This is a genomic window from Streptomyces triticirhizae, from assembly GCF_003696235.1.
Classification (GTDB): domain Bacteria; phylum Actinomycetota; class Actinomycetes; order Streptomycetales; family Streptomycetaceae; genus Streptomyces; species Streptomyces triticirhizae.
Window position 1 is genome coordinate 1 of the sequence record NZ_RFFJ01000104.1, and the last position, 22453, is coordinate 22453.

The following is a 22453-nucleotide window of genomic DNA, read 5'->3' on the forward strand; positions in this document are numbered from 1 at the left end:
GGGCCCGGGAGGCGTGGCGCCGGCACGCCGCGACCCGCGCCGCCCTCCCGCCGGGCGGCCCGGAACCGGACGACGCGGAGCCCGCGCGGCGCGGCGCGGAACGGGACCGGATCTGCCTGGTCCCGCCCCGGCGCCCCACCTGGATCGGCGACCGCGTCGAGGCGGCGGACCGCCGCGTCCTGACCGCCTACGGCCTTGACCTCGGCGCCGCCTGGCCCCGGCTGTGGCTGCTGGTCCCCGAGGAGACCCGCGCCGAACTCCGCACCGCGCGCCGGAGTTACGACGCGGCCGCCCAACTCGTCGCGTGGTCACCGCTGTATCTGGCGCTGGCCGCCTGGTGGTGGCCGGCGCTGCTGATCGCCGCGACCACCCTGGCGGTCGGCATCCGCCGGGGCCGCGCGGCGATGGACGCGTTCTGCGCGCTGGCCGAGTCGGTGGTCGATCTCCACGCCCGCGACCTGGCCACGGCCCTCGGCCTCCCCTGCGAGGGGCCGCTGCGCCGCCGGACCGGCCGGCAGATGACGGCGCTGCTCCGCAAGGATCTCTGACGGGGCTTTCCGCCCCTTTTCGCTGGCGCGATGGCCCGGCGGCGCCGCGATGGTGCGGCGCCGCCGGGCTTGCCGTTCTTGTTCCCACCCTCCCACCCTTTTCCGCTGGCGCGTGGGTTGCGCATGGCGCCCAGCCATCGCGCCAGCGAAAGGGGCGGGCGGGTGGGGCGGAAAACCCGTCAACCAGCCGGCGCCGCCGCCACCAACCCCAGCTCCGCCCGGTGCGCCAGCAACGGATGCGCCGGCAGCACCCGCACCGTGTAGCCGAAAGGCCCTGGCCGGTTGAGGGTCAGCTCCCCCTCGAAGGTCCAGCGGCCCGCGAGGTCGGGGCCGCCGGTGGCCTTCAGTGGAACGTAACCGGGCTCGGCCAGCGTGTCGTCGCCGTCGACCCGGCCGGTGACGGCCTGCACCTCGACGGCCGACGGCTCCAGGCCGCCCAGCGCGACCCGCACCCGCAGCGACACCGAACCGCCCAGCGTCGGCGGCTCGTTGCCCGGTTCGACGTGTTCCACCGCGACGCCCGGCCACTCGCGGGTGACGCGTTCCGCGAAGGCGGCCAGTTCGCCGGCGGCCTCGGCGGTCATCGCCCGGTGGGCGGCGGCGGCCGGCGCGTAGTAGTTGGTGATGTACTCGCGCAGCATCCGTTCGGCGAGCACCCGGGGCGCCAGCCGGTCCAGCGTGGCGCGGACCATCTCCAGCCAACGCCCGGGCAGCCCGGCCCCGTTGACGCCCCGGTCGTAGAAGCACGGCGCGACCTGCTGCTCCAGCAGGGTGTAGAGGGCGGCGGCCTCGATGGCGTCGCGGCGTTCGGGCTCGGCGGCGGCGACCCCGTCGGCGGTGGGGATCTCCCAGCCGAAGTCCGGGTCGAACCACTCGTCCCACCAGCCGTCCCGCACCGAGAGGTTGAGGCAGCCGTTGAGCGCGGCCTTCATCCCCGAGGTGCCGCACGCCTCCAGCGGGCGCAGCGGGTTGTTGAGCCAGACGTCGCAGCCGGCGTAGAGGGAACGAGCCATGCCCATGCCGTAGTCGGGCAGGAAGACGATCCGGTGGCGGACCTCCGGGTCGTCGGCGAAGCGGACCAGCTCCTGGATGAGGCGCTTGCCGCCGTCGTCGGCCGGGTGGGCCTTGCCCGCGACCACGATCTGCACGGGCCGTTCGGGGTGCAGCAGCAGCGCCCTGAGCCGGTCGGGGTCCTGGAGCATCAGCGTCAGCCGCTTGTAGGAGGGGACGCGGCGGGCGAAGCCCAGGGTGAGGACGTCGGGGTCGAAGACCTCGTCCACCCAGCCGAGTTCGGCCTGCCCGGCGCCGCGCTGGCGCCAGGAGGCGCGCAGCCGGGCGCGCACGTCGTGCACCAGCTGCTCGCGCAGCGAGCGGCGCAGCTCCCACAGCTCGGTGTCGCCCCGGCCGCCCTCGGCGAGCCTGCGGGTGGCGTCGGCGGTCCAGGTCGGGGCGTGCACCCCGTTGGTGACCGAGCCGATCGGCGCCTCCTCGGCGTCGAACCCGGGCCACAGGCCGGCGAACATGCCCCGGCTGACGTGCCCGTGGAGGGTGGAGACGCCGTTGCAGCGCTGCGCGGTGCGCAGGCCGAGCACGGCCATGTTGAACGGGGCCGGCTCGCCCTCGGTGACCGGCTGCCCGCCGGGGGCCGCCGCGCCCAGCGGCTCGCGGCCCAGGCCGAGGAGCGCCTGGAGGTCGAGCGAGGCCAGCTCGCCGCCCTCGCCGAAGTGGCGGGCGACCAGCTCCTCGGCGAACCGGTCGATGCCGGCCGGGACGGGGGTGTGGGTGGTGAAGATGGTGCCGGCCCGGACGGCGCGCAGCGCGGCGTCGAAGCCGATGCCCAGCTCGCCCAGCTCCCGGACCCGTTCGGGGCCGAGGAAGCCGGCGTGCCCCTCGTTCATGTGGAACACCTCGGGCTCCGGGTGCCCGGTGAGGCGGCAGAACGCGCGCACGGCGCGCATCCCGCCGATGCCCAGGAGCATCTCCTGGAGGAGGCGGTGTTCGCTGCCGCCGCCGTAGAGCCGGTCGGTGACGTCACGTTCGGCGGGGCCGTTCTCGGCGACGGAGGAGTCGAGGAGCAGCAGCGGCACCCGGCCGACCTGGACCTGCCAGATCTGCGCGGTGAGGGTGCGCCCGCCGGGGAGGGCGAGGCAGACCCGGGCGCGGCTGCCGTCGGCCTCAAGCAGCGGGGTGAGCGGCAGCTCGTGCGGGTCGATGACGGGGTAGTGCTCCTGCTGCCAGCCGTCGGGGGAGAGGCTCTGGCGGAAGTAGCCGTGCCGGTAGAGGAGCCCGACGCCGATCAGGGGGGCGCCCAGGTCGCTGGCGGCCTTGAGGTGGTCGCCGGCGAGGATGCCCAGGCCGCCCGAGTACTGCGGGAGCGCGGGCGTGATACCGAACTCCGGGGAGAAGTAGGCGATGGCGCGGGGCAGTTCGCCGCCGGCGCGGGCGTCGGTCTGCTGGTACCAGCGGGGTTCGGTGAGGTAGTCGCGCAGGTCCTCGACGGCCATGCCGAGCCGGCGCAGGAAGCCACGGTCGGCGGCGAGCGCGGCCAGCCGGCCGGCGGTGACGGTGCCGAGGAGTCGCACCGGGTCCTCGCCCCCGGACGTCCAGCCGTCGGGGTCGACGGACCGCAGCAGGTCGCGGGTCTCGGGGTGCCAGGACCAGCGCAGGTTGCGGGCCAGTTCCTGGAGGGGTCGGAGGGGTTCGGGAAGGACGGGACGTACGGAGAAGCGACGGATGGCCTTCACCCCTCGACCGTAGCGGGGCCCCGGGGGCGGTCGCGGCGGATTCCGGCCGATTCAGCTGGATCGCCGCCGACAACCACCCCCGGGGACCAGCCGGCCCCGGGGAACGTGGGTCAGCCGGCCTCGACGGGGGCGGCCGACGGCTCGTCCCCGACGGCCGGCGCGCCGATCGGCTCGTCCTCGGGCAGGATGCGTTCGGCCAGCTCCCGGGTCGGCCGGAGCGTGCCGTCGGCGATCTCCGCCGCGTAGTGGCAGGCCACCCGGTGCCCGTCGGCCAGTTCGACGAGGTCGGGCCGTTCGGTGTCGCAGCGCTCCGGCTGCCGCCAGGGGCAGCGGGTGTGGAAGCGGCAGCCGCTCGGCGGGTTGGCCGGGGACGGCAGGTCGCCCCGGAGCAGGATGCGTTCCCTGCTGTCCTCCACCTCGGGGTCGGGCACCGGCACCGCCGACATCAACGCCCGGGTGTAGGGGTGGCGGGGCTCGGCGTAGAGCAGGTCGCTGGGCGCCTCCTCGACGAGCGCGCCCAGGTACATCACGCCGATGACGTCGGAGATGTGCCGGACCACCGCCAGGTCGTGGGCGATCACCAGATAGGTGAGGCCCAGGGAGTCCTGGAGTTCCTCCAGCAGGTTGATGACCTGGGCCTGGATGGAGACGTCCAGCGCGGAGACCGGCTCGTCGCAGATGATCAGGTCGGGCTCCAGGACCAGCGCCCTGGCGATGCCGATGCGCTGCCGCTGCCCGCCGGAGAACTCGTGCGGGTAGCGGGAGAGCGCGTCGGCCGGCAGCCCGACCTTCTCCAGGACCTCGACGATCCGGGCGCGGCGTTCGGTGCGGTCGGCGCCGATGCCGTGCGCGGCCATGCCCTCGGCGAGGATCGACTCGATGTTCTGCCGGGGGTTGAGGCTGCCCAGCGGGTCCTGGAAGACCATCTGGAGGCGGCGCCGTGAGCGGCGCATCTCCTCGTCGGGCAGCGCCGCCAGGTCGGTGCCGTCGAAGACGACCTGCCCGGAGGTGATGTCGTTGAGCCTCAGCACGGCCCGGCCAAGGGTGGTCTTGCCGCAGCCGGACTCGCCGACCAGGCCGTAGGTCTGGCCGGCCTCGACGGTGAGGGAGACGCCGTCCACCGCGTAGACGTGGCCGACCACGCGGTCGAAGAACACCCCGCGCCTGACCGGGAAGTGGACCTTGACCTCGTTCAGTTCCAGCAGGCTCATTCGGAGGTCTCCTCCTTCGGGGCGGCCTTCGGTGCGGTCTTCGGCGCGCCCTTCGGCGCTGCGGCTTCGGCCGGCGGGTCGCCGCCGGCCCCGACCTCGGCGAGGGTGGTGACGGCCAGCGGCTCGCGCACCGGGTTGACGCAGCGCACCTGGTGGCCGGCGACGGCGTCGGCGTTCAACGGGCCCAGCTCCGGCGTCCCCTGGAGGCAGTCGAGGGTGTAGAAGTCGCAGCGGGGCGCGAAGGCGCAGCCGTCGGCCCAGGCGATCTGGTCGTTGATGGAGCCGCGCACCGGGTTGAGCGGCTGGCCGCGCGGGGCGTCGAGCCGGGGGATGGAGTTGAGCAGCCCGTGCGCGTAGGGGTGGGCCGGCTCGGCGAAGAGCGTCCGCCGGTCGGCGGACTCCACGACCTTGCCGGCGTACAGCACGTTGACCTCGTCGCAGAGCCCGGCGACCACGCCCAGGTCGTGGGTGATCATCAGCAGCGCGGTGCCCTGCTGGTCGACCAACTCCTTGAGGAGTTCCAGGATCTGGGCCTGGATGGTGACGTCCAGCGCGGTGGTCGGCTCGTCGGCGATCAGCAGCCGGGGCGCGCAGGCCACCGCCATGGCGATCAACGCGCGTTGCCGCATCCCGCCGGAGAGCTGGTGCGGATACTCCTTCAGCCGCCGCCTCGGGTCGGGGATGCCGACCCGGTCGAGCAGCGTCGCCGCCTCGTCGCGCGCGGCCTGGCCGCGCAGCCCCCGGTGCCGGCTGAGGATCTCGGTGACCTGGACGCCGATGGGGACGACCGGGTTGAGGGAGGAGAGCGGGTCCTGGAAGATCATCGCCAGCTGGGTGCCGCGCAGGTCGCGCAGCCGGGACGGCGACAGCGACAGCAGGTCGGTGCCCCGGTAGTCGGCGCGGCCCTCGACCCGCACGCCCTTGGCGGGCAGCAGGCCCATGAGGGCGAGCGAGGTGACGCTCTTGCCGCAGCCCGACTCGCCGACCAGGCCGACGACCTGGCCCTCGTCCACGTCGAAGGAGACGCCGGAGACGGCGGTGGTCGCGCGGCGGCCGTGCCCCGCGAAGGTGACCTTCAGTTCGTCCACGGAAAGCAGGGGCATGGGATCAGCTCCGCAGTTTCGGGTCGAGTGCTTCCCGCATGGCCTCTCCCAGCAGGGTGAAGCCGAGGGCGGTGACGATGATGCCGAGGGCCGGGCAGATCGCCATGAACGGGGCCTCGTCGAAGAACCGTTCGGCCTGCGCCAGCATCACGCCCCACTCGGGTTGCGCCGCGTCGGGGTTGCCCAGGCCCAGATAGGACAGGGCGGCGGCCTCGATGATGGCCGTGGCCAGGGCCAACGTGGACTGCACGATGACCGGGCCCAGCGAGTTGGGCAGCACATGGCCGAGGACCACGCGCCGCCGGCGCACGCCGAGCGCCCGGGCCGCCAGCACGTAGTCGGCGTTGGCCTGGGCGAGCATCGAGCCGCGCAACAGCCGCGCGAAGATCGGCACCTGCACCACGCCCACGGCGATCATCACCGTGGTGAGGCTCTGCCCCATCACGGCGGCGATGCTCACCGCCAGCAGCAGCGAGGGCATCGCCAGCATCATGTCGATGAACCGCATCAGCACGGTGTCGAGCCGCTGCCCGGCCCGGCCGCCGAAGGCGAGGGCCGCGCCCGAGACGCCGCCGATCAGCGCGCCGAGGGCGAAGCCGAGCACGGTGGAGACGACGCCGACGAGCAGCGTCTGCCGGGCGCCCACCAGCATCCGGGACAGCTGGTCGCGGCCCAGGTGGTCCAGGCCCAGCCAGTTCTCGCCCCGGGGGCCGACGAACTCGCCCCGGTTGGTGAAGACCTCGTCGCGCCAGATCTGGGCGGTCGGGTTGTGCGGCGCGATCCACGGCCCGATCAGCGCGATGACCACGAACAGCGCCATGATGGCGACGCCGATCAGCGCCATCTTGCTGCTCCGCAGCCGGCGGAACGCCTCCACCCACAGGCTGCCGCCGGTCACCGTCTCGCGCCGCGCGGTGAGTTCGGCCAGCCGGTCGATCTTCTCGGTCTTGGTGGCCATCAGTTCACCCGCACTCTCGGGTCGATCAGCCCGTAGGTGAGATCGACCAGCAGGTTGATCAGCACATAGACCAGGGCGATGAAGAGGATGAAGCCCATCAGCACGGGATAGTCACGGTCGGAGATGGCCTGCCGGATGAAGCTGCCGATGCCGCCGAAGGAGAACGCGGACTCCGTCAGCACGGCGCCGGAGAGCAGGCTTCCGGTGACCAGGCCCACGGTGGTGACGACCGGCAGCAGCGCGTTGCGCAGCACGTGACGGCCGCGCACCACGCTCTTGCGCAGGCCCTTGGACTCGGCGGTGCGCACGTAGTCCTCGCTGAGCACCTCAAGGACGCTGGCCCGGGTGATGCGCACGACGACGGCCAGCGGGATGGAGGCGAGCGCGAGACCGGGCAGGATCAGGTGCTGGACGGCGTCCCAGGAGGCGTCGAACTCGCCGGTCAACAGGCCGTCCAGGACGGCGAATCCGGTGACGTCGGTGGCGTCGATGCCGGTGGTGAGCCGGCCGCCGCTGGGCAGCCAGCCCAGGTTCACGGCGAAGATCGAGCGCAGGATCATCGCGAGGAAGAAGACGGGGACGCAGATCCCCACCAGGGAGCCGGAGACGGCGGTGACATCCAGCCAGCTGCCCCGGCGACGGGCCGCGAAGTAGCCGAGGGGGATGCCGATGACGACGGCGAACACCAGGGCGGTGAGGCCGAGTTCGACGGTGGCGGGAAAGCGCAGGGTGAACTCCTCCCAGACCGGCTGGCCGGTCTTGATGGAGTTACCGAGGTCGAGCTGGAGCAGCCGGCGCAACCACCGGCCGTACTGGACCCACAGCGGCTCGTCGAGGCCGAGTTGCTCCTCGATCTGGCGGCGGGCCGCCTCGTTGCCGCGCTCGCCGAGCAGCGCCCAGGCGGGGCCACCGGGCAGCCGGTGAATCCAGATGAACAGGAGGACCGTCAGGCCGAACAGCGTGGGTATCAGCTGCAACAGCCTGCGGACGACGAGACGGAGCACCGAGGGGCTCCCCTTTCTTTCTCATCTCCACGGGGGAAGCGCGCCGCCCGGCCACGGGTCCCGTGGCCGGGCGGCTGGGCGAACGAACCCCGAGCCCGCTGGGGCTACTTGAAGGAAACCTCGGCGAAGTTCTCCTGGGTCAACGGGGAGACCGTCGGCGGGTTGACGTCGGGCGAGAAGGCGATGGACGGCGGCGAGCTGGAGATCGGCACGCCGGGCAGGAACTCCATGATCGCCTCGTTGGCCTCCTGGTAGAGGGCCTCGCGGGCGGCGACGTCCGGCTCCTGGCGGACCTCCGTCAGCAGGTCGAAGATCTCCTCGTTCTCGAAGCCCCACTCCTGCTGGTAGCCGTCGAACCAGGTGCCCAGGAAGTTGTAGGCCTCGTTGAAGTCACCGGTCCAGCCGAGGAGATAGATGTCGCAGCCGCCGGACCTGGTGGCCTCCTGGTAGTCCGGGTTCCAGGTGAGCGGCCTGGGCTCGATGGTGACGCCCACCGCCTCCAGGTCGGCGCGGAGCAGCTCGTAGATGTCGGCGGGCGCCGGCATGTACGGGCGGGTCACCTCGGTCGGGTAGCAGAACTCCAGGGTCAGGTCCTCGGCGCCGGCCTCGGCGAGCAGCTGCTGCGCCAGCTCGGGGTCGTGCTCGTAGGTCCGCACGTTCTCCGAGTAGCCGGCGACCGTGTCCGGGATGAACTGGGTGGCCCGCACGCCGCCTTCGGGCAGCTGGGTGTCGACGATGTTCTGCCGGTCCAGGGCGTGGGCGATGGCCTGGCGGACCTGGATGTCCCCCAGGGCCGGCTGCTTGTCCTGGGTGATGCCCAGGTAGAGGATGTTGAAGACGCCACGGACCGGGACCTGGAAGCCCTCGTCCTCCAGCGTCCGCACGTCCGCCGGGGCGACCAGGTCGAAGCCGTGGATGTCGCCGGCCTGGAGCGCCTGGCGGCGGGCCGACTCCTCGGGGATGGTACGGAAGACGAGCTGGTCGACGCCGGGCTTGGTCTCGCCCCAGTACTCGTCGAACGCCTCCAGCGTCACCTCGCCGTTGCCCTTGTTCCACTCGGTGACGCGGAACGGACCGGTGCCGGCGAGCGCGCCCGCCTCCTGGCTGTAGGCGGGGAAGGTGATGTCCTCGCCCTCGCCGCTGGGGTCGTCCTCGGCGTACGCCTCAAGGGACTTGGGCGAGTGGATGGCGAACGACTGGAGCGAGAAGCCGCCGGGGTAGTTGGCGGACGGCTCGGCCACGGTGATGGTGGCGGTCAGCTCGTCGGGGGCCTCGCAGCCCACGTAGTTGGGCTCGGGGGTGTCCTCGCTCTCGTTCTCGGCGAAGCCGCCGAAGACGGTCTGCCAGTAGTAGGAGAGCGTGGTGTTCTGGTAGGTGCCGGACCAGTTGTACCAGCGGTCGAAGTTCTGGCAGACGACCTCGCCGGTCAGCTCCTCGCCGTCGTGGAAGGTGACGCCCTCCTGGAGCTGGAACGTCCACTCGGTGCCCTCCTCGTTGGAGGACCACTCCCTGGCCAGTCCGGGGACCAGCTCGGTGCCGCCCGGCTCGTGGTCCAGCAGCGTCTCGAAGGCCTGCCGGGTCACGCGGAAGGTCTCGCCATCGCTGCCCAACGACGGGTCGAGGGCGGCCGGGACGCCTGCGGCGCCGAAGACGAACACCTCCGAGTCGCCGCCGGATTCGTCGTCGTCACGTTCGCTCGCACAGCCGCTGGCGATCAGTCCGATCGCCAGGGCCGCCACGAACATCCTCGCGGCGCGGGGTCTTGCTATGCGCATTGATCCACCTCAGAGGGTCGGGGCGGTGGTAGTGGGAGAGGTCTAGTCCCTGTCCGGTGGAGGGCACACTACTGCGCGGGAATTTGACTGTGAACATCGTCAAGCCCGGCGATACCGAGCTGAGACTTGGCGCGTAAACCGCACAAAAGGGGCGGTTCATCCGGAAGTTCGGCGCCCTGGCGGCGGGCTCGGCCGAAAGTTCTTCGCCGCGCGCGGCAACCTCGCGCCGCGCGGCGGCCACCGGGGGGTGTCAGTACCGACTTCCCCACATCCCCCACACCCGAGGAGTCCCCCGTGCCTTCCCCTCATCGCGCACGATCATCACGACGCCGAAGGACGTTGCTGGCCGCCGCCCTCGCCGGCGTGCTGACGGCCGGCGGCGTCACCGTCCTGGCGCAGGCCAGCGACGAGACCGAGGCCGGCGGCGCGGCCGGAGCGGCGGCGGAGCGGAGCCCGGGCGGGCTCGGCCGGGGCCTGGTCAGCGTCGGCGGCGACCAGGGCAACCTGGTGAGCTGGCGTTCGCTGGCCGCCGACCCCGAGGACGTGGCGTTCCACCTCTACCGGGACGGGACCCGGATCACCGAGGAGCCGCTGTCCGGGACCACCAACTACCTGGACGAGGGCGCGCCTTCGGACGCCAGCTACTCCCTGGCCACGGTCACCGACGGCGTGGAGGCCATGGCCGCCGAGGAGGCCCTGGCCATGCCGCGGGCGCAGACCGACATCCCGCTGGACCGGCCGTCGAACGGGCACCACCCCAACGACGCCTCCGTCGGCGACCTCGACGGGGACGGCGATCTCGACCTCGTCCTCAAGTGGGAGCCGGACAACGCCAAGGACAACTCGCAGTCAGGCGTGACCGACAACGTCTATCTGGACGGCGTCACGCTCGACGGCGAGCGGCTGTGGCGGATCGACCTCGGCCCCAACATCCGCGCCGGCGCGCACTACACGCAGTTCCAGGTGTACGACTACGACGGCGACGGCGCGGCCGAGGTGGCCGTGAAGACGGCCGACGGCACCGTGGACGGCGAGGGCACCGTCATCGGCGACGCGGGCGCCGACCACCGCAACTCCGGCGGCTACGTCCTGGAAGGCCCCGAGTTCCTGACGGTGTTCCACGGCGCGACGGGCGCGGCCGTGGACACCGTCGACTACGTCCCGCCGCGCGGCAACGTCGCCGACTGGGGCGACGACTACGGCAACCGCGTGGACCGCTTCCTGGCCGGCACCGCCCACCTCGGCGGCGACGGCCAGAACCCGTCGCTGGTGATGGCGCGCGGCTACTACACCCGTTCCACGCTGGCCGCCTGGGACTTCGACGGCCAGTCGCTGAGCCAGCGCTGGTTCTTCGACAGCGACGAGGCGGGCGGCCAGTACGCGGGGCAGGGCTCGCACAGCCTGTCCGTCGGCGATGTCGACCTCGACGGCAACGACGAGATCGTCTACGGCGCGATGGCCGTGGACGACGACGGCAGCCCGATGTGGTCCACCGGCACCGGGCACGGCGACGCCCAGCACCTGGGCGACTTCGACCCCACCAGCGAGGGGCTTGAGTACTTCAAGGTCTCCGAGTCCACCAGCCAGCCGTCCTCGCTGCTGATCGACCCGGCCAACGGCGAGATCCAGTGGGAGACCGACGCGGGCGCCGACAACGGGCGCGGCGTCGCGGGCGACATCTGGGCGGACAACCCGGGCGCCGAGTTCTGGTCCAGCTCCGTCAGCGGGCTGCGGAACCTCGCGGGCGAGGAGATAGGCCCCAAGCCGTCGAGCGCCAACTTCCTGGTCTGGTGGGACGGTGACGCCACCCGCGAGCTGCTGGACGGCACGCACATCGACAAGTACAGCCCCGATGGCGACGAGCGGCTGCTGACCGCCGAGGGCGTCTCCTCCAACAACGGCACCAAGTCCACCCCGGTCCTGTCGGCCGACATCCTGGGCGACTGGCGCGAGGAGGTCATCTGGCGCACCTCGGACAACAACGCGCTGCGGATCTACTCCACCGACATCCCCACGGACCTGACGTTCCCCTCGCTGATGGAGGACCGCCAGTACCGGACCGGCGTCGCCTGGCAGAACACCGCCTACAACCAGCCCCCGCACCCCAGCTTCGCGCTGGACGCGGCGGCGGCCGAGGCGGGGACCGGCGTCAGCGCCCGGAGCGGGGCCGCGCCCAGCGCGGTGGACTGGCCGGAGGCCACCGAGGAGATCGAGGTCAACGAGACCATCGAGGTGGACGGCGACTTCGACGGCGGCAACGCCCGCTACGTGCCGGGCCCCGGGCTGGGCGACGGCGGGCAGGGCGAGGACCAGCTGCCGGTCTTCGAGGTGGCCGAGGGCGGCTCGCTCAACGACGTGATCATCGGCTCGCCCGGCGCGGACGGCGTGCACTGCGAGGGCAGCTGCGCGCTGAACCGCGTCTGGTGGGAGGACGTCGGCGAGGACGCCGCCACGTTCCGGGGCGGCGACGGATCGACGTTCACCGTCTCCGGCGGGGCCGCGCGCGGCGCCGACGACAAGGTGTTCCAGCACAACGGCGGCGGCGAGCTGACCGTCACCGACTTCGCCGCCGAGGACTTCACCACCCTCTACCGCTCCTGCGGCAACTGCTCCAGCCAGTACCAGCGTTCGGTGGTGCTGGACGGCGTCGAGGTGACCGCGCCGGCCTCCCGGCTGGTGGGGATCAACGAGAACTACGACGACACCGCCACCCTCCGCGCCATCACGGTCATCGGCGACGACGGCGACCTGGTGCCCTGTCAGCGGTACGTCGGCAACGACTCGGGCGACGAGCCGGAGGAGTCCGGCGAGGGGCCCGACGGTACGCACTGCCGCTACTCGGAGTCCGACATCTCCTACCAGTGACGCCCGAACGCCCCCCGGCACGTTACCCCGGGTAAACCGGGGGAATGTGCCCCCGGCCCGTTCGCGGAATCGCTCCCACGCCGGCCCCCACCTGTTTCCCGCAGGTGGGGGCCGGTTTTCTCACGTTCGGTGAACGGCGGCCCGCAGGCGCGCCTCCCACGTTCTGTCGCAGCATTTGTCGCAGGTTTCGCCCCGGCCTTTGTTCCGCCCGTAATGCCGCCCCGTGTAGCCGACATCAACTGATCTTCGGGCGGGTTCCCAGAGATTTAACGAGTGGATACGCGCCGGTCATCGAAGAACGGATTGTTCGGGCCCCCAGGGTGGGCAGGCTTGCCACACGGCACCCCCCACACGAGTGAACGCGCACCGGAGCGGCCATGCCCGAAACCCGCCATTCAGCGGTCCAGCAGATACAAAGGACGAAGTTCCCTCCCGGCGAGGGAAAAAGCCCGCCCCCGACGCATCCAGGTGATCCCCACATGATCGGTCGTATCCCTGTCCTTGACGTCCAGCCGCGCGTTGACTGCGGGCGCCGCCCCGTCAAGGCCGTCCCGGGCGAGACCTTCCTGGTCTCGGCGACCGTCTTCCGCGAGGGACCGGACGCGGTGGGGGCCAACGTCGTGCTGCGCGACCCGGGCGGGCGGGGCGGCCCCTGGCTGCCGATGCGCGAACTCCAGCCGGGGCTCGACCGCTGGGGCGCCGAGGTCACCCCGGACCGCGAGGGCCGCTGGACGTTCGCCGTCGAGGCGTGGGGCGACCCGGTCACCAGCTGGCGGCAGCGGGCCGCCATCAAGGTCCCGGCCGGCGTCGACGTGGAGCTGACCCTGCTGGAGGGCGCGGAGCTGCTGCGCCGCGCGGCGGCCGGCGTGCCCAAGAACGACGGGCGCGAGGCGGTGCTGCTGGCGGCCGACACGCTGGTGGACGCCGAACTTCCGCCGGCCACCCGGCTGGCGGCGGCGCAGTCGGCCGAGGTCGTCGAGGTGTTGACGGCCCATCCGCTGCGCGAACTGGTCAGCGCCTCGCGGCCGATGCCGCTGGTGGTGGAGCGGGAGCGGGCGCTCTTCGGCTCCTGGTACGAGATGTTCCCGCGCTCCGAGGGCGCGCGGGTGCGACCGCACCAGCCGCCCGTCTCGGGCACGTTCCGCACGGCGGCCGAACGGCTGCCCGCCATCGCGCAGATGGGCTTCGACGTGGTCTACCTGCCGCCGATCCACCCCATCGGTACGGCGTTCCGCAAGGGGCGCGGGGGCGCGCTCTCGGCGCGCACCGACGACGTGGGCTCCCCCTGGGCGATCGGCTCGCCGGACGGCGGGCACGACGCGGTCCACCCGGACCTGGGCACCCTGGACGACTTCGACGCCTTCGTGGCGCGCGCCAGGGAGCTGGAGTTGGAGGTGGCGCTGGACTTCGCGCTCCAGTGCAGCCCGGACCACCCGTGGGTGAAGGAGCACCCGGAGTGGTTCGCGCGGCGCGCCGACGGCACGATCGCGTTCGCCGAGAACCCGCCGAAGAAGTACCAGGACATCTACCCGATCTCCTTCGAGCAGGACTTCCGTGGCCTGGTCACCGAGACGCTGCGCGTTCTCCGGTTCTGGATGGCGCACGGGGTGCGGATCTTCCGGGTGGACAACCCGCACACCAAGCCGGTGGTCTTCTGGGAGAAGGTCATCACGGAGATCAACAGGACCGATCCGGACGTGATTTTCCTGGCCGAGGCGTTCACCCGGCCGGCGATGATGCACACGCTGGCGCAGATCGGTTTCCAGCAGTCCTACACGTATTTCACCTGGCGCAACACGAAGGACGAACTCACCGAGTACCTCACGGAACTCAGCGGACCCGCCGCCTCGTATATGCGGCCCAACTTCTTCGTGAACACGCCGGACATCCTGCACGCCTATCTCCAGAACGGCGGCCGGCCGGCGTTCCAGACCCGGGCCGTGCTGGCGGCGACGCTCTCGCCCACCTGGGGCATGTACGCCGGCTACGAGCTGTGCGAGAACACGCCGGCCGCGCCCGGCAGCGAGGAGTACGCGGACTCGGAGAAGTACCAGTTGCGCCCCCGCGACTGGGCCGGCGCGGAGGAGAGGGGGGAGAGCATCACGGGGCTCGTCTCGTTGCTCAACGCGCTCCGGCGGCGCCACCCCGCGCTGCGGCAGCTTCGGAATCTTCACTTTCACCGCACGAACAACGAGCACATCCTGGCCTACTCCAAGCGGACGCGGACACCTCAGGCCGACTGCGTGCTGATCGTGGTCAACCTCGATCCACACCACACCCACGAAGCGACGGTCTCGTTGGATATGGAGCAACTCCAGGGGTGCGGCCTCACGCCCGCGCAGGAAGGTGGCGCCGAGCCCTTCCCGGTGTGCGACCAGCTCACCGGGACGACCTACTACTGGGGCAGGGACAACTATGTGCGGCTTGAGCCGGGCCGTGCGGATGCGTACGCCTCGTCAGCTCACATCTTGGCCCTGCGACCGTCCTCACAGACCGGAGGGTCACCCAACGATGAGCGTCAATGAGCCGGTCCTCGACACCTTCGAGGACACGCCAGCCCGCGACCGTGATCCCGAGTGGTTCAAGCGCGCGGTCTTCTACGAGGTCCTCGTCCGCTCCTTCCAGGACAGCAACGGCGACGGTGTCGGTGATCTGAAGGGGATCACCGCGAGGCTTGACTACCTTCAGTGGCTCGGCGTGGACTGCCTGTGGCTGCCGCCCTTCTTCAAGTCCCCGCTGCGCGACGGCGGATACGACGTCTCCGACTACACCGACGTGCTGCCCGAGTTCGGTGACCTGGCGGACTTCGTGGAGTTCGTGGACGCCGCACACCAACGGGGGATGCGGGTCATCATCGACTTCGTGATGAACCACACCAGCGATCAGCACCGCTGGTTCCAGGAGTCCCGCAGGGACCCGGAAGGACCCTACGGCGACTACTACGTCTGGGCCGACGACGACAAGGGGTACGGGGACGCCCGGATCATCTTCGTCGACACCGAGTCCTCCAACTGGGCCTTCGACCCGGTCCGCAAGCAGTACTACTTCCACCGGTTCTTCTCCCACCAGCCGGACCTCAACTACGAGTCCCCGGCGGTCCAGGAGGAGATGATCTCGGCGCTCAAGTTCTGGCTGGACCTCGGCATCGACGGGTTCCGGCTGGACGCGGTGCCCTACCTCTACGCGGAGGAGGGCACCAACTGCGAAAACCTTCCTGCCACCCACGCGTTCCTCAAGCGGGTGCGCGCGGAGATCGACGCCCACTACCCCGACACCGTGCTGCTCGCCGAGGCCAACCAGTGGCCCGAGGACGTCGTCGACTACTTCGGCGACTACGACAAGGGCGGCGACGAGTGCCACATGGCGTTCCACTTCCCGGTGATGCCACGGATCTTCATGGCCGTGCGCCGGGAGTCCCGCTACCCGGTCTCGGAAATCCTCGCCAAGACCCCGCAGATCCCCGCCGGCTGCCAGTGGGGGATCTTCCTGCGGAACCACGACGAGCTGACCCTGGAGATGGTCACCGACGAGGAACGCGACTACATGTACGCGGAGTACGCCAAGGACCCGCGGATGCGCGCCAACATCGGCATCCGGCGGCGGCTGGCGTCGCTCCTCGACAACGACCGCAACCAGATCGAGCTGTTCACGGCGCTGCTGCTGTCGCTGCCCGGCTCGCCGATCCTGTACTACGGCGACGAGATCGGGATGGGCGACAACATCTGGCTCGGCGACCGGGACGCGGTCCGCACCCCGATGCAGTGGACGCCGGACCGCAACGCCGGCTTCTCGTCCTGCGATCCGGGCCGGCTCTTCCTGCCGACGATCATGGACCCGGTCTACGGGTACCAGGTCACCAACGTCGAGGCGGCGATGAGTTCCCCGGCCTCGCTGCTGCACTGGACGCGGCGGATGGTGGAGATCCGCAAGCAGAACCCGGCGTTCGGGCTCGGCAGCTACACCGAGCTGCCGTCGTCCAACCCGGCGGTGCTCGCGTATCTGCGGGAGCACGGCGACGACCTGGTGATGTGCGTCAACAACTTCTCCCGGTTCTCGCAGCCGACCGAGCTGGACCTGAGGCCCTGGACGGGCCGGGTGCCGGTGGAGCTGATCGGCGGGGTGCGGTTCCCGCCCATCGGTGAACTCCCGTATCTGCTGACCCTCGCGGGTCACGGTTTCTACTGGTTTCGGCTGCGTAAAGCCTCCGAGTCATAAGGCGTAGAAGGGCGCCGGACGGGCTTACCCCCAGCCTGCTGGGGGAAGCCTTCCCCTGGCAGGGCATTGGCCAGGGCCTACCGTTGAGTGAGGGCCCGTTGTGGGGCCCTCACCCGCACGGTCGTTCCTGCACGACACGTCCCGCACGACCAGGCAACTCAGGCCTCAATCCGGGACACTTCGTGACATATCTCATGCCCGGGGAAAGGACGACATGTCGGATAGTTCCGCCCCCCGGACCGCTCAGGCATCCGTCTCCCAGGGCCAGGCGCACGCCCAGCAGACGCAGGGCGGCGCGCTGTTGCGTTCCCTCACCGGGCTGCTCGCCAACTGGCTTCCGGAACAACGCTGGTTCGCCGGCAAGGGTCGCCCCATCGGCGAGCTGACGCTGATCTCGGCGACCGAGCTGCTGCCCTGCGGCAGCTCAGGACCCGGGCCAGGGCTGCTCCATCTGCTGGTGCGCGCCGGCGCACGACCGGCGCGCGGCGACGCCTCCGCGCCGGCGGGCACCGGGCACGCCGCGCCCCCGACGGGCGACTGCTACCAACTGCTGCTGGGCGTGCGGCCCGCGCTGCCCGACGCGCTCCACCCGGCGCTGGTCGGCCGGCCCGCCGAGGGGCCGCTGCGCGGGCGCGCGGTCTACGAGGCGCTCCACGACCCACGGTTGGCCGGCCTGCTCCTGGAGCGGCTGCGCACCCCGGGCCGCCTGGGCGGCCTCTCCTTCGGCCGCGCCCCGGGGACCGCCATCCCCTCGGGCCTGCCGGCCCGGGTGCTCACCGGCGAACAGACCAACTCCTCCGTGGTCTTCGGCGAGGCCCACATCCTCAAGCTCTTCCGCCGGGTCTCCCCCGGCATCAACCCGGACCTCGAACTGCCGCTCGCGCTGGCCAGGGCCGGCTGCGCCCGGGTGCCGGCGCCGGCCGCCTGGTTCGAGGCCACCCTGCCCAACGCCCCCGGCGAGCCGCTGACCCTGGGCGTGCTCCAGCCGTTCCTCGCCGGCTCGACCGACGGCTGGCAGCTCGCCCAGCGCTCGCTCGCCGAGCGCGCCGACTTCACCCCGGCCGCGCACGCCCTGGGCCGGGCGACGGCCGAGGTGCACGCGGCGCTCGCCGAGGCGCTGCCCACCGACCTGCTCACCGGGCGCCGCCTGGAGGGCCTCGCGCTGGGCATGATCGAACGGCTCGACCACGCCGTCGAGGCCGTCTCCGCGCTGCGCCCCTACCGCGAGGGGCTGCGTCGGGGGTACACCGCGCTGGCCGACCACGCCGCGCGCGGCGGAAGGGCGCGGGTCCAGCGGCTCCACGGCGACCTGCACCTGGGCCAGGTGCTCACCGCCGAACGGCCGGGCCAACCGGCCGGCACCCACTGGACGGTGATCGACTTCGAGGGCGAGCCGGCCAGGCCGCTGGCGGATCGCAGGGAGCCGGGGCCGCCGGTGCGCGACGTGGCGGGGATGCTGCGGTCCTTCGACTACGCGGCCTGCCAGCACCGGGTGCGCGGGCACGCCGGCGCGGCCGAGTGGTCGCGCGCCAACCGGGCGGCGTTCTGCGCCGGCTACGCGGCGGCCGGGGGCGAGAACCCGCTGGCCGAGCGGGAGCTGCTGCTGGCCTACGAGACGGACAAGGCGATCTACGAGGTGCTCTACGAGGCGCGCCACCGGCCGTCCTGGCTGCCGGTGCCGATGATGGCCATCCGGCGGCTGGCCGAGGCCGACGCCTGAGGGCGCCCGACCTCGCCGGCCGTCGCGTTCCCCCGTTCCGCGCGTTCCGCCCCGTTCCGCCCCCAACGGCCGCCCGCCGCAAAGGAGATCCCCACCGTGAAGCTCTCGGCCCAGGACCGTGCCCTGTTGCTCGACGGGGCGCACTACGACCCGCACGCGCTGTTGGGGGCGCATCCGGTCGAGGGCGGGACCCTCGTTCGCGCCCTGCGCCCGCTCGCGCGCCGGGTCGCGGTGCGCGCCGGCGGTGCGGACGTTCCCCTGGACGATGAGGGCGACGGCTTCTTCGCCGGGGTGCTCGCCGGCCCGGCGCCCGAGGCGTACCAGCTGGTGGTCGCGTACCCGGACGGCACCGAGCTGGTGGCCGACGACCCGTACCGCTTCCTGCCCGCGCTCGGCGAGCTGGATCTGCACCTGATCGCCGAGGGCCGGCACGAGCGGCTGTGGGAGGCGCTGGGCGCGCGCCCGATGACGCACCAGGGCGTGGCCGGCACCCGGTTCACCGTCTGGGCGCCCAACGCGCGCGGGGTGCGCGTCACCGGCGACTTCACCCACTGGGACCCGACCCAGCTGCCCATGCGCTCGCTCGGCTCCAGCGGCGTGTGGGAGCTGTTCGTGCCCGGCGTGGACGCCGGCGCGCTCTACAAGTACGACGTGCTCGGCGCCGACGGCGCGCACTCCCTGCGCGCCGACCCCCTCGCGCGCCGCACCGAGTGCCCCCCGGCCAACGCCTCGATCGTGCACCGCAGTAGCTATGTCTGGGGCGACGCCGACTGGCTGGCCTCCCGCGCGAAGCGCCCGGCGCACGCCGCCCCGCTCTCGATCTACGAACTGCACCCCGCCTCCTGGCGCCCAGGGCTGGGCTACCGCGAGCTGGCCGAGCGACTCCCCGCCTACGTACGGGATATGGGCTTCACCCATGTCGAGCTGATGCCCCCGGCCGAGCACCCCTTCGGCGGCTCCTGGGGCTACCAGGTGACCGGCTACTACGCCCCCACCGCCAGGCTCGGCGGCCCCGACGACTTCAAGCACCTGGTGGACGCCCTCCACCGGGCCGGGATCGGCGTGTTGATCGACTGGGTGCCGGCGCACTTCCCCAAGGACGAGTGGGCGCTGGCCCGGTTCGACGGCACCCCCTGCTACGAGCACCCCGACCCGCGCCGCGCCGAGCACCCGGACTGGGGCACGCTGGAGTTCGACTACGGGCGCCGCGAGGTGCGGAACTTCCTGGTGGCGAACGCCGTTTACTGGTGCGAGGAGTACCACGTGGACGGGCTGCGCGTCGACGCCGTGGCCTCCATGCTCTACCTGGACTACAGCCGCGAGGACGGCCAGTGGCTGCCCAACGCCCACGGCGGCCGGGAGAACCTGGACGCGGTCGCGTTCCTCCAGGAGATGAACGCCACGGTCTACCGCCGCTGCCCCGGGGTGATCACCGTCGCCGAGGAGTCCACCGCCTGGGACGGCGTCACCCGGGCCACGAACCACGGCGGTCTCGGCTTCGGCTTCAAGTGGAACATGGGCTGGATGCACGACACCCTGCTCTATCTGGGCGAGGACCCGGTGCACCGGGCGTGGCACCACCACCGGATGACGTTCGCCATGCACTACGCCTACTCGGAGAACTACGTCCTGCCGATCTCCCACGACGAGGTGGTGCACGGCAAGGGCGCGCTGGTCTCCAAGACGCCCGGCGACTGGTGGCGCCGCCGGGCCGACGTGCGGGCCTATCTGGCCTTCATGTGGTCCCACCCGGGCAAGCAACTGCTGTTCATGGGACAGGAGTTCGCCCAGGGCGCCGAGTGGTCGGAGGCCGAGGGCCCGCAGTGGTGGGTGCTCGCCGACGACTATGTCGCCGCCGGCGACCACCGGGGCGTGCGCGACCTGGTGCGCGACCTCAACGCGCGCTACCGCGCCACCCCCGCGCTCTGGGAGCGCGACACCGACCCCGGCGGCTTCGCCTGGATCACCGCCGACGCGGCGACCGACAACGTGCTGGCGTTCCTCCGGTTCGCCGCCGACGGCTCCCCGCTGCTGGCCGTCAGCAACTTCTCCGCCGTGGTCCGCCACGGTTACCGGCTCGGGGTCCCGGGCCTGGCCGACGCCTGGCGGGAGGTCATCAACACCGACGAACTCCGTTACGGCGGCGGCGGGGTCACCAACCCCGAGCCGCTGAAGGCCGAGACGACCCCGAGCCACGGCCAGCCCGTCAGCGTCACCCCAACGCTGCCCCCGCTGGCCACGGTCTGGCTCGTCCCGGCCTGAGCCGGCCGTTCCGGCGTTCGTTCAGACGGACTCGCGGTAGTACGGGTCGACGACCGTGCCCGCGCGGCGCTCCTCGTCCCAGGCGTAGACCTCGCGGCCCTCGACGAAGACCCGCAGCGCGCGGCTCATCACGTCCAGCGGGTCGCCGGACCAGATCACCACGTCCCCGTCCAGGCCGGGGCGGAGCGCGCCCACCCGGTCGTCCAGGCCCAGGATCGCCGCCGGGTTGGTGGTGATGGTGGCCAGCGCCCGGTCCCGGTCGAGGCCCTCCTTGACGCTCAACGTGACCTGGTGGACGAGGAAGTTGATCGGGATCACCGGGTGGTCCGTGGTGATCGCGACCTTCACCCCGGCCCGGTCCAGGATGCCCGGGTTGGCCAACGTCCGCTGCCGCAGCTCGACCTTGGAGCGCGTGGTGAACAGCGGCCCGCTGATCACGGGGATGCCGCGCCGGGCGATCTCGTCGGCCAGCAGATGGGCCTCGGTGCCGTGGTTGATCACCAGCCGGTAGCCGAACTCGTCGGCCAGCCGGATCGCGGTCGCGATGTCGTCGGCGCGGTGGGTGTGCTGGCACCACGGCAACTCGCCGTCCAGCACCCGCGCCAGCACCTCAAGCGTCAGGTCCCGCTCGAACGGCTCCCCGTCCGCCTCGGCGCGCGCCCGGCGCGCGCGGTAGGCGTCGGCCCGCGTCAACGCGTCCCTGATCACGGCGGCGACGCCCTGCCGGGTCGAGGGCAGCTGCTTCTTCTCGCCGTAGATCCGCTTCGGGTTCTCGCCCAACGCGCTCTTGACGCTGACCGGTTGACGCACCAGCATCTCGTCGACCGTGCGGCCCCAGCACTTGACCGCGACGGTCTGGCCGCCGATCGGGTTGCCCGAGCCCGGCTTGATCACCGCGCTGGTGACGCCGCCGGCGAGCGCGTCCGCGAAGCCGACGTCGGCCGGGTTGATGGCGTCCAACGCCCGCATCCGCGCGCCGAGCGGGTCGGTCATCTCGTTGGTGTCGTCGCCGGCCCAGCCCTCGCCCTCCTCGTGCACCCCGATGTGGCCGTGCGCCTCGACGAAGCCCGGCAGCACCCAGCGTCCCGAGGCGTCCACCACCCGCACCCCGTCCGGCACCGCCACCTCGGCGTCCGGCCCGACGGCCGCGATCCTCCCGTCAACCACCAGCACCGTGCCGCCCGTTATCGGTTCGCCGTCCACCGGCACCACGTAACCGGACCTGATCGCTATGTCCACACCTCTGCTCATGGCGCCCGAACCTATACCCACCCCGGCGCGCGCCCCGGGCCCGCGCGTGCCCTCACCCAACTGACGCTCGCCCTCGCGCCGCTGGAGACCCTGGGGGTCAACGTGGTGCAGAGCGTCGGGCTCTGGCTCCCCTCCGGCGACGACTATGTCGTCCCCGATCTGGCGGTCGTGGAGGAGGACGTGAAGGAGCACCTGGTGGCGTTCAACTGCTACGCGCCCCATGTCTTCCGCATGGTCGTGGAGGTCACCTCAAGCAATCTCACCAGCGACGTCGTGGCCAAGCCCCTCGCCTACGCGCGGGCCGGCGTTCCGGTGTACCTGATCGGGGACCGGCGGGCGCGGCGGGTGAGTCTGTTGACCGATCCCCGGGACGGCGAGTACCGGACGCGGTCCACCTACCGGCCGGGCGAGACCTTCGTCCTCCCGGAGTCGGTCGGCTCGGTCGGCTCGGTCGGCGAGAAGATCGAGGTGGCGGCGGACATCCTGCTGGGGCCGCCCGTGTAGGCGTGTCCCGGGCCGGCCTAGGCTGGCGGGATGAGCGGATGCGATCTGGGATACGCGGACGTGCGGGCGGCCGGGGAGCGGATCGCCGGCGGGGTGCGGCCGGTGGCGCTGGCGCCGGCGGGTGAACGGGCCTGGTTCGCGCTGGAGTTCCTCCAGCACACCGGGTCGTTCAAGGCGCGCGGCGCGCTGAACTTCCTCACCGCGCGCCGGGCCGCCGGCCGGCTGCCCGGGGCCGGCGTCGCGATCGCCTCCGGCGGCAACGCGGGCCTGGCCGCCGCGTGGGCGGCGGCGCG

The 22453-nt window shown here is 72.0% G+C and carries 13 protein-coding genes and 3 pseudogenes; 9 read left to right on the top strand and 7 right to left on the bottom strand.

Translation table 11 applies throughout. The features are described from left to right. Positions 1–548 (top strand): annotated as a pseudogene (locus EBN88_RS30620) (hypothetical protein); the annotation flags it as partial. Between the two features lie 179 nt (positions 549–727). Here the strand turns inward: EBN88_RS30620 and glgP are convergent. The 6 genes from glgP to EBN88_RS18180 form a co-directional block, all read right to left on the bottom strand. After that, complete coding sequence (gene glgP / locus EBN88_RS18155) at positions 728–3292, bottom strand: alpha-glucan family phosphorylase (protein WP_122184948.1); 2565 nt, start codon at positions 3290–3292, stop codon at positions 728–730. 110 nt (positions 3293–3402) lie between these two features. Further along, a complete protein-coding gene (locus EBN88_RS18160) occupies positions 3403–4503 on the bottom strand; it encodes an ABC transporter ATP-binding protein (RefSeq protein ID WP_122184949.1) in 1101 nt (366 codons plus the stop codon). Then, the gene (locus EBN88_RS18165; RefSeq protein ID WP_122184950.1) at positions 4500–5606 is read right to left on the bottom strand and encodes an ABC transporter ATP-binding protein; all 1107 of its coding nucleotides are present in this window, start codon (positions 5604–5606) and stop codon (positions 4500–4502) included. The genes EBN88_RS18160 and EBN88_RS18165 overlap by 4 nt, the downstream gene beginning before the upstream one ends. 4 nt (positions 5607–5610) lie before the next feature. Next, positions 5611–6564, bottom strand: coding sequence for an ABC transporter permease (locus EBN88_RS18170; protein ID WP_122184951.1), 954 nt, complete (start codon positions 6562–6564; stop codon positions 5611–5613). Continuing rightward, on the bottom strand, positions 6564–7568 hold the full coding sequence (locus tag EBN88_RS18175; RefSeq protein ID WP_122184952.1) for an ABC transporter permease: 1005 nt from the start codon (positions 7566–7568) through the stop codon (positions 6564–6566). The genes EBN88_RS18170 and EBN88_RS18175 overlap by 1 nt, the downstream gene beginning before the upstream one ends. 104 nt (positions 7569–7672) lie before the next feature. Then, complete coding sequence (locus tag EBN88_RS18180) at positions 7673–9343, bottom strand: ABC transporter substrate-binding protein (protein WP_122184953.1); 1671 nt, start codon at positions 9341–9343, stop codon at positions 7673–7675. Positions 9344–9637: 294 nt separating this feature from the next. Between EBN88_RS18180 and EBN88_RS18185 the strand changes: the two are divergent. The 6 genes and pseudogenes from EBN88_RS18185 to glgB all read left to right on the top strand — a co-directional run. Then, positions 9638–11455 (top strand): annotated as a pseudogene (locus EBN88_RS18185) (rhamnogalacturonan lyase); the annotation flags it as partial. 84 nt (positions 11456–11539) lie between these two features. Then, positions 11540–12208, top strand: a pseudogene (locus EBN88_RS31975) (pectate lyase); the annotation flags it as partial. A 479-nt stretch (positions 12209–12687) separates the two neighbouring features. After that, positions 12688–14733 (top strand): alpha-1,4-glucan--maltose-1-phosphate maltosyltransferase, encoded by a 2046-nt coding sequence (locus EBN88_RS18190; protein ID WP_122184955.1) that lies wholly within the window; start codon positions 12688–12690, stop codon positions 14731–14733. Beyond that, positions 14720–16423, top strand: coding sequence for a maltose alpha-D-glucosyltransferase (treS, locus tag EBN88_RS18195; protein WP_122184956.1), 1704 nt, complete (start codon positions 14720–14722; stop codon positions 16421–16423). The genes EBN88_RS18190 and treS overlap by 14 nt, the downstream gene beginning before the upstream one ends. Positions 16424–16637: 214 nt before the next feature. Further along, positions 16638–18143, top strand: coding sequence for a maltokinase N-terminal cap-like domain-containing protein (locus EBN88_RS18200; RefSeq protein ID WP_122184957.1), 1506 nt, complete (start codon positions 16638–16640; stop codon positions 18141–18143). Positions 18144–18239: 96 nt separating this feature from the next. After that, the gene (gene glgB, locus EBN88_RS18205; RefSeq protein ID WP_407703427.1) at positions 18240–20405 is read left to right on the top strand and encodes a 1,4-alpha-glucan branching enzyme; all 2166 of its coding nucleotides are present in this window, start codon (positions 18240–18242) and stop codon (positions 20403–20405) included. A gap of 21 nt (positions 20406–20426) precedes the next feature. Here glgB and EBN88_RS18210 read toward each other — a convergent pair whose 3' ends face one another. After that, a complete protein-coding gene (locus tag EBN88_RS18210) occupies positions 20427–21656 on the bottom strand; it encodes an amidohydrolase (protein WP_199742408.1) in 1230 nt (409 codons plus the stop codon). Positions 21657–21716: 60 nt separating this feature from the next. Here EBN88_RS18210 and EBN88_RS18215 point away from each other — a divergent pair, with 60 nt between their 5' ends. Further along, positions 21717–22160 carry a Uma2 family endonuclease gene (locus EBN88_RS18215; protein WP_122184960.1) on the top strand — a complete coding sequence of 148 codons (444 nt, stop codon included), beginning with the start codon at positions 21717–21719 and terminating at the stop codon, positions 22158–22160. 30 nt (positions 22161–22190) lie between these two features. Beyond that, a partial coding sequence (locus EBN88_RS18220; RefSeq protein WP_122184961.1) for a pyridoxal-phosphate dependent enzyme occupies positions 22191–22453 on the top strand: 263 nt, incomplete at its 3' end.

Bases quoted from the DNA above. Each gene is read 5' to 3' on its own strand.
- EBN88_RS18160 (WP_122184949.1), bottom strand. From the start codon at position 4,503: ATGAGCCTGCTGGAACTGAACGAGGTCAAGGTCCACTTCCCGGTCAGG.
- EBN88_RS18200 (WP_122184957.1), top strand. From the start codon at position 16,638: ATGTCGGATAGTTCCGCCCCCCGGACCGCTCAGGCATCCGTCTCCCAG.
- EBN88_RS18190 (WP_122184955.1), top strand. From the start codon at position 12,688: ATGATCGGTCGTATCCCTGTCCTTGACGTCCAGCCGCGCGTTGACTGC.
- EBN88_RS18180 (WP_122184953.1), bottom strand. From the start codon at position 9,343: ATGCGCATAGCAAGACCCCGCGCCGCGAGGATGTTCGTGGCGGCCCTG.
- EBN88_RS18170 (WP_122184951.1), bottom strand. From the start codon at position 6,564: ATGGCCACCAAGACCGAGAAGATCGACCGGCTGGCCGAACTCACCGCG.
- treS (WP_122184956.1), top strand. From the start codon at position 14,720: ATGAGCGTCAATGAGCCGGTCCTCGACACCTTCGAGGACACGCCAGCC.
- EBN88_RS18210 (WP_199742408.1), bottom strand. From the start codon at position 21,656: ATGAGCAGAGGTGTGGACATAGCGATCAGGTCCGGTTACGTGGTGCCG.
- EBN88_RS18165 (WP_122184950.1), bottom strand. From the start codon at position 5,606: ATGCCCCTGCTTTCCGTGGACGAACTGAAGGTCACCTTCGCGGGGCAC.